The sequence below is a fragment of the Domibacillus indicus genome (assembly GCF_023715895.1).
GTDB lineage: Bacteria > Bacillota > Bacilli > Bacillales > Domibacillaceae > Domibacillus > Domibacillus indicus_A.
This window is the reverse complement of sequence record NZ_JAMBOO010000049.1, coordinates 1-7,672: the sequence shown is the minus strand read 5'-3', so window position 1 is coordinate 7,672 and position 7,672 is coordinate 1. Positions and strand designations below refer to the sequence as shown.

4 protein-coding genes, 1 rRNA gene and 1 pseudogene are annotated in these 7,672 nt (G+C 42.3%); 3 read left to right on the top strand and 3 right to left on the bottom strand.

Going from position 1 to position 7,672, the window contains the following annotated elements; all coding sequences use genetic code 11:
- Positions 1-8 precede the first annotated feature (8 nt).
- Positions 9-124 (top strand): 5S ribosomal RNA (gene rrf / locus M3221_RS25285).
- A 53-nt stretch (positions 125-177) separates the two neighbouring features.
- Here rrf and M3221_RS25280 read toward each other — a convergent pair.
- Positions 178-846 (bottom strand): type 1 glutamine amidotransferase domain-containing protein, encoded by a 669-nt coding sequence (locus M3221_RS25280; protein ID WP_251274794.1) that lies wholly within the window; start codon positions 844-846, stop codon positions 178-180.
- A gap of 292 nt (positions 847-1,138) precedes the next feature.
- On the bottom strand, positions 1,139-1,684 hold the full coding sequence (locus M3221_RS25275; protein WP_251274793.1) for a MerR family transcriptional regulator: 546 nt from the start codon (positions 1,682-1,684) through the stop codon (positions 1,139-1,141).
- 449 nt (positions 1,685-2,133) lie between these two features.
- Here M3221_RS25275 and M3221_RS25270 point away from each other — a divergent pair, with 449 nt between their 5' ends.
- Positions 2,134-5,319 (top strand): bifunctional cytochrome P450/NADPH--P450 reductase, encoded by a 3,186-nt coding sequence (locus tag M3221_RS25270; protein WP_251274792.1) that lies wholly within the window; start codon positions 2,134-2,136, stop codon positions 5,317-5,319.
- A gap of 148 nt (positions 5,320-5,467) precedes the next feature.
- Here M3221_RS25270 and M3221_RS25265 read toward each other — a convergent pair.
- Positions 5,468-5,671: pseudogene (locus tag M3221_RS25265) on the bottom strand (KGG domain-containing protein); the annotation flags it as partial.
- A gap of 746 nt (positions 5,672-6,417) precedes the next feature.
- On the opposite strand from M3221_RS25265, the gene M3221_RS25260 reads away from it, so the two are divergent.
- On the top strand, positions 6,418-6,993 hold the full coding sequence (locus M3221_RS25260; RefSeq protein ID WP_251274791.1) for a hypothetical protein: 576 nt from the start codon (positions 6,418-6,420) through the stop codon (positions 6,991-6,993).
- The last annotated feature ends 679 nt before the right edge of the window (positions 6,994-7,672 follow it).

Here is a 7,672-nt window from a genome sequence, read left to right as displayed (position 1 = left end):
CCATATAGTCTGGTGGCAATAGCGAAGAGGTCACACCCGTTCCCATCCCGAACACGGCCGTTAAGCTCTTCAGCGCCGATGGTAGTTGGGGGTTTCCCCCTGTGAGAGCAGGACGCCGCCAGGCAAGAAGTGAGGACAGCGAAAGCTGTCCTCTTTTTGTTTTTTCTGTTAAAACCTTTACTTGTTTCTTTCTTCTAGAGCTTTGACTAACTCTTCTCCCAATGCTTCGGAAGAAAAGGGATCACGTCCGGTCAACAGCTGTTCATTTCCCCATACGACTTTTTCTTCTGATGTATAGTCAGCGATCTTTCTCATTTCTCCTTCAAGACTGTACGGCAGAATATCTGGGAGACCTTCTGGCTCCATGGCTTCCGGATACCCAGTGACACGTAAGCCGGAAATGATGCTTTTGCCGTCAGGGCGCTTCGTCCAGATTAAAGGAGCGGGCCCGTGGCATACGGCAGACACAATATTTCCGTTATCGTAAATGGAGTTAACGATTTGATGCAGCTCTTCACTTTTAGCCAGATCATACATAGCTCCATGGCCTCCTACAATGAGCACAGCGTCATATTCATCGGGATTTACTTCAGATAGAGCCGTTGTATAGTCCGCTTTTCCGGATTCATATAACGTTTTATATTTCCCTTCAGGATCATATTCTTTCGCTAAGCTATGTTTGTCAATTTCGGGTTTGCCGCCTAACGGAGAAGCTAAGTTTACTTGGTGTCCCGCTTTTTCAAGCAGCTCCATCGGGGCAAATAATTCTTCTCCCCACCATCCGGTTTCATAATTATTTTTTGCATCTTTAAACCCGCTTGATAATATTGCTAACACTTTAGCCATGATTAGTTCCTCCTTTTGCTGTCATACTCTCCATAAACAAGTTATCCTTTCTACGTCTTTTTAAACAATTATTCAGAGTGCAAGACGGAAAAAGAAACAGCATAGGAATTCAATAGCTGAATGGCGTAGGATTTCTAATTCGGTTTTTGAACAGCTTTCGTGGTTACACCAGAAAGCGGCTATGTGAACAAATACGATAAAAAAAGCGCTGTCCTTCTGCTTGAAGGACAGCGCTTTTTTAGAGAGGGCGGACTTTTGTAAAAATGAATGTGCGTAAAGCGGGAACAGCGCCTTATTCGTTTTCTTTAGAAAACCATTTGAAAAAGCGTTTCTTTTTTATTTCTGCTTTTTTAGCTTCCTGTGTATTTTTTAAAGATTCAAGAAGAAGCTGATCCCGCCTGTTCAATGAATCCTTAATGTATTGCTGCTGCTCGTCTAATTTATTGACAAGCGCTTGATTAAACTGTTCCTGCCGTTCCATCCGTTCCATAATGACGGCTAAATCTTTCCGAATGCCACTTGCTGGTTCTTCATTGACAAGTTCGGGTTTTATTTGCGTTTCGCCTGTAGCAAAGTAATATTCAATTTGTTTAATCGAATAGTTTTGTTCACGGCTCAATTTGCGGATCAGCAGCAGTCTCTTTAAAGCAGGCTCATCAAAATAGTTATATCCATTGTCTCCCTGAACGGTAGGAATATAAGCCTTTAACTCCCTCAGCCAATTACGGACGACACCAGGGCTTTCATTGACCTGTTTAGCGGCTTCTTTTACTGTTAAACGCATTTCCTCTACGTGTTCAGCGGGATTTTCTACAGTTTGCTCTTTCGTTTGAGTCATGATTTGCATCATCCTTTCAAGATAGGTTTTAACACATGTGCCTGATAACGATACGGTATAAGGATCTTATAAAGGTGTGTCATGAATCTCAACAAGCTTTCCAGGTACGTTCTTTCATATATGTGTTAAGTTCGGTGTATGGAAAGAATGTCCTTTCACTAAATTTGTCGTTTAGTTAGAAGTTTTAGGACAAAGAAGAAAAGTGGGGAAGCGTGCAGGCCGGCTTCTGCTGCTTTGTTCTGTTTCCGGGTTTTTTATCCATAGGACTCAAGATTTTTCCAGCCCGAGCAAAAGCCAAGTACATCATTTTTTTCCAAATAAAGAATATAGATAGGCCAATATGTGCTTTTACCGGCCATTCATTACGTAATATTGGAAGGTAAATTCTAATAAATGGTAGGATATTGATGAAGGAATTAGTCCATTTATTGAAGAAAGGGTGTTTTTACATGAAGGAAGCCAGCACGATTCCTCAGCCGAAAACCTTTGGCCCGCTCGGGAATCTCCCGTTAATTGATCGCGATAAACCGACTTTATCGCTTATAAAACTGGCGGAGGAATTTGGCCCTATTTTTCAATTACATACACCGGCGGGTACGTCAGTAGTCGTTTCCGGACATGAACTTGTCGCAGAAGTATGCGATGAATCCCGCTTTGATAAAAGTGTTGAAGGAGCTTTGGAAAAAGTCCGTGCTTTTGCAGGAGACGGGCTGTTTACGAGCTGGACTCATGAATCCAACTGGAGAAAAGCCCATAATATTCTCGTCCCTACATTTAGCCAGCGGGCTATGAAGGGTTATCATTCCATGATGGTCGATATCGCTGTCCAGCTTGTTCAAAAATGGGCGCGGCTGAATCCAAATGAACCTGTCGATGTTCCGGAAGATATGACCCGCCTTACGCTGGATACCATTGGATTGTGTGGCTTTAACTACCGCTTTAACAGCTTTTATAGAGAAAATCCTCATCCGTTTATCACAAGTATGGTCCGCGCTTTGGATGAAGCGATGCAGCAAATGCAGCGCCTTTCTTTGCAGGATAAATTGATGGTGCGAACAAAGCGGCAGTTTCAACATGATATCCAGACGATGTTTACCTTGGTGGACAACATTATTGCCGAGCGCAGAGCGAGTGAACATCAAGAAGAAAATGATCTGCTTTCCCGCATGTTACATGTGAAAGATCCTGAAACGGGTGAAAAGCTGGATGATGAAAATATTCGCTTTCAAATTATTACATTTTTAATAGCAGGGCACGAAACAACAAGTGGTTTGTTGTCATTTGCTCTTTACTTCTTATTAAAAAATCCCGATAAACTGAAAAAAGCGTATGAAGAAGTGGATCAGGTGTTAACAGGTGCAACACCAACGTATAAGCAGGTATTACAGCTTAAATATGTCCGTATGATTTTAAATGAATCGCTCCGCTTGTGGCCGACCGCCCCTGCATTCAGTCTTTATGCAAAGGAAGATACAGTCATTGGCGGCAAGTATCCGATAAAAAAAGAGAAGGAAAGGGTAGCTGTACTGATTCCGCAGCTGCACCGGGATAAAGAGGCGTGGGGAGAAGACGCAGAAGAATTTCGTCCAGAACGGTTTGAAGACCCGAAAAAAGTGCCTCATCATGCCTATAAGCCATTTGGAAACGGCCAGCGGGCGTGCATTGGCATGCAGTTTGCCCTCCATGAGGCTACTCTTGTACTGGGAATGCTGCTTCAGCATTTTGAATTGATTGATTATGAAAATTATGATCTTGATATAAAACAAACATTAACCTTAAAACCAGGGGATTTTAAAATACAAGTTCAGCCGCGTATGCAATCAGCTGTTTACACACCTGCTCTGGCTCCTGGAGAAAAAAGAGTGGAGAATCACGAAGAAGAGGAAGTTAAAAGAGCCTCGATTTTAGGTGTTCATAATCGCCCGCTGCTTGTTTTATACGGCTCTGATACGGGGACGGCAGAAGGGGTGGCGCGTGAGCTGGCCGATACCGCTGGCTTACATGGTGTACGTACAGAAGTAGCGCCTTTAAATGATCGAATCGGGGCTCTGCCGAAAGAAGGAGCGGTCTTAATCGTCACTTCTTCTTATAATGGAAAACCACCAAGCAATGCAGGTCAGTTTGTGCAATGGCTGGAAGAAGTAAAAGAAGGAGAGCTTGAAGGTGTGCGTTATGCAGTATTTGGATGCGGTGATCATAACTGGGCTAGTACGTATCAGTACGTACCGAGGTGGATTGATGAGCAGCTTGCCCAAAAAGGGGCGCTGCGGTTCTCCGCACGCGGTGAAGCGGATACAAGCGGAGATTTTGAAGAACAGCTTGATCACTGGAAACGTAAAATGTGGACGGATGCCATAGAAACCTTTGGGCTGCAGCTTAATGAAAAGGCGGAAACGGAGCGGAGCACACTAAGCCTTCAGTTTGTGAAAGGACTAGGAGGGTCTCCTCTCGCTCGATCGTACGAAGCGGTTTATGCTTCGGTTAGAGAGAATCGAGAACTCCAGTCGCCAGCCAGCGGTCGAAGCACCCGGCATATTGAGGTGGTTTTGCCGGAAGGTATTACCTATCAAGAGGGGGATCACCTCGGTGTACTGCCTGCAAATAGCCGGGAAAATGTTCATCGTATTCTCCAGAGATATGCCTTAAATGGGAACGATCAAGTGATGTTGACAGCCAGCGGACGCAGTGCAGCTCACTTGCCTTTAGACCGGCCGGTGAGCTTGAATGATCTTCTTGCTTACAGTGTGGAAGTGCAGGAAGCAGCGACCAGAGCGCAGATACGGGAACTGGCCGCTTTTACTCTTTGTCCTCCACATAAACGTGAATTAGAAGCTTTAATTGAAGAAGGGATTTATCAAGAGGAAATACTCAAAAAACGCGTTTCGATGCTGGCTCTTCTGGAAAAATACGAAGCATGTGAACTACCATTTGAACGGTTTTTGGCACTTTTACGCCCGTTAAAACCGCGCTATTATTCAATATCGAGCTCTCCTCGCGCAACTCCGGACCGATGCAGCATAACGGTCGGTATTGTACAAGGGCCTGCCTGGAGCGGCCAGGGGGAATACCGGGGAGTGGCGTCTACTTACTTAGCGGACCGTAAGCAGGGAGAAGATATCTTGATTTTTGTCCGTACGCCGGAATCCCGGTTTCAGCTGCCTGAAGATTCCGAGACGCCAATCATTATGGTCGGTCCAGGAACAGGAGTGGCACCTTTTCGTGGTTTTCTTCAGGCCCGTGCTGCCATGAAACAAGAAGGCCGAACATTAGGTGAAGCCCATCTTTATTTCGGATGCCGCAATGAAAAAGACTTCATTTATCGTGAAGAACTGGAGGGTTATGAAAAAGAGGGAATTGTGATGCTTCATACGGCTTTTTCTCGTAAAGAAGAAGCCCCGAAAGCGTACGTACAGCATTTAATGCAGAAAGATACAGCGGAATTAATTCGTATTCTCGATGAGGGAGGCCGGCTTTATGTATGCGGGGATGGAACCAGAATGGCTCCGGATGTAGAAACGGCCCTGCAGAAAGCTTACGAATCCGTTCACGGAGCAACAGAACAAGAAGCAATGCAGTGGTTATGGAAGCTACAGGAAGATGGAAGGTACGCAAAAGACGTGTGGGCAGGGATTTAAAAGCAGAAAACATGAGCTTGACCAGTTTAAAAGCATGGGAAGGATATATTTTGTTCAAAAAAAGAGAATGCCTTTGCAGGCATTCTCTTTTTTTATAGGGTGATGGAGACATTGGCTTGTCCACGCTCTCTATTCTATTTTTTAATTAATCGTTATTGCGCTGTTTGCCTCGAGATTCTCCGCCTTTTTCTCCAATCTCCTGGTAAAACTCCTTACCATGCGTTTTGGAAGTGGCTTCGCCGCCCTTTTTCCCAATTTCCTGATAGAATTCCTTGTCATGGTTCTTTGCTGTAGTTTCGCCGCCTTTACGGCCTGCTTCTTCACGGCTCATTTTATCATGATTGTTTGCCATTGAAAGTTCCTCCTCAGTTCAGTTGGATTTTACGATGTTACAGTGTTTAGATTACTCGCCTGTTCTCCCTGTAAACAACTTTATTAAGTTGAAGCTTAAAAGAATATTTATTATATTTAAAAAGCAAAAAAGAAAAATAAATGGATTTGTTCTTTGGTTTTTGGGGTATAGCTAAAATGAAGTAATAAAAGAATATAATCATTGGGTAGGATAGCAAGGGTGGCTGTCAATGTATATGGCGTAGGTGGGGCCAATACGATTAATAAAGACATTGTATTTTTTTATTACTTAAATTTTTATAATAAAACTGGCTTGCCAGCATCTAAAAAAATAATAAATGAGCCCCTGGCCTTTATAAAGGTCGGGGGCTCATTTTTGTGTAGTGCTAACATTCATGCAAATATAACATACAGTAATTATAAGTAAGTAATCGATAGCAGTCGCTGTTTAAAGGGCGGCGCTTTTTTGGTGGCAGGATGGAGGCGTCATTTACCAGATCAATGGTAAAAAGACTGTATATTGAAGAAGTTTTTAGGCAATTCTTTGGAAATGAACCCTTCCTTCAGTGAGCGGGTCTTACATGAACTAAAACGAACTTTCTATATAGGAAGAGGCAGATACACAAACCCTCCTGGTACGTATGCATCTCATTTTAAAAAGGAGAGGGAGAAATGAGAGACCTTGAACAAATTTATGAATTTTCAAAAGCATTTGCTGCATATTTGCAGTCCATTAATGTCTCTGCAATGAAGGATGCTTATACAAAAGAAAAGCTTTGTCATTTTCAGAAGGCTTTTGCTGCTTTACCTATGCGTAATCTTTCGCGCGATCTAGCACTTTTAATTTCCCAGATGAAAGACGGGGCGCATTCATCCGCTGCCAACTTTTATGCTTTCCCCATTCTCCAAAAAATTGATTTTCTCCCTGAGGAAACCAAAAAAGCATTAGATAATCATTTGTCTTGTTTTTCAAAAGGCCAGTACTTTTCTAGTATAGGGCGTGTTACATCTGATCCCGGCCTTCAGAAGCAGACACTCACTTTTTTAAAGAAAGCAGGGGTTTTAGAAGACCGCTTTATTGTAATATGCCCCCGTTGTTGTAAAAGCCGCTTATCTGCTTTTATGACTTTGTCGGAGAAGGAGGAGTTAGAGTGTCTCTTTTCACACCCTGAGAAAAAAGAAATCCTGGAAATGCATATAAGGGATCTTTGTCACTTATGTCAGTTTCAGTTTCCCTATGACACCATTCGGATTGATGAAATTCCTTTTCAAGTTTTAACAAAAGTGATAGGAGTTCCGGCGCCTGGCCTTTGCAAGGAATAAGCGAAAGGTTTCAGTATATATCATGATCATCACTGGAGCAGTACTTACCGATAAAAACTTCAATAGGATCGCTATTTTGAGAGTAAGGTTATGAGGTGCTTTACTCTACAGTGTATCAGCAAATGTAAAATCTATTCTTTCTTATAACATTGCATTCAACTGCTGTTGTTTTGGATTACACTGGGTTTATAAACATAACTAAGTAATAAAAATAAGGAGAAATATTATTGCCATGGAAGTACGTACGTGTTGTAGTATTAGTCCGTCGCTAATACAGTAGCGTGTGGGATAAACCTATATAAGGTTATCTTAATTATTTGGATATAATGTAATGGGGAAAATATTATTGACTAATTACATTCAAATGTATTATAATGATTTTCTGTCGCGTTTGATGTATCATCGATGAAGCGATAATACGAATTCTAATAATCATTTATCAAAATACTATTTTGATAAAAAGGTGTTGACTTAAAAGTTGATGCATGATATGATTATTTAGCTGTCGGAAACGACAATGAAGAAAATTGATCTTTGAAAACTGAACAAAATAAACGTCAACGTTTTAATTTTTATCTTCCATTAAAAACACCCCGTGTTTTAATGGGAACAAATGAGCAAGTCAAACTTTTTTGGAGAGTTTGATCCTGGCTCAGGACGAACGCTGGCGGCGTGCCTA

Coding starts and splice junctions, on each gene's coding strand:
- M3221_RS25280 (WP_251274794.1), bottom strand. CDS start 846: ATGGCTAAAGTGTTAGCAATATTATCAAGCGGGTTTAAAGATGCAAAA.
- M3221_RS25275 (WP_251274793.1), bottom strand. CDS start 1,684: ATGACTCAAACGAAAGAGCAAACTGTAGAAAATCCCGCTGAACACGTA.
- M3221_RS25270 (WP_251274792.1), top strand. CDS start 2,134: ATGAAGGAAGCCAGCACGATTCCTCAGCCGAAAACCTTTGGCCCGCTC.
- M3221_RS25260 (WP_251274791.1), top strand. CDS start 6,418: ATGAAGGATGCTTATACAAAAGAAAAGCTTTGTCATTTTCAGAAGGCT.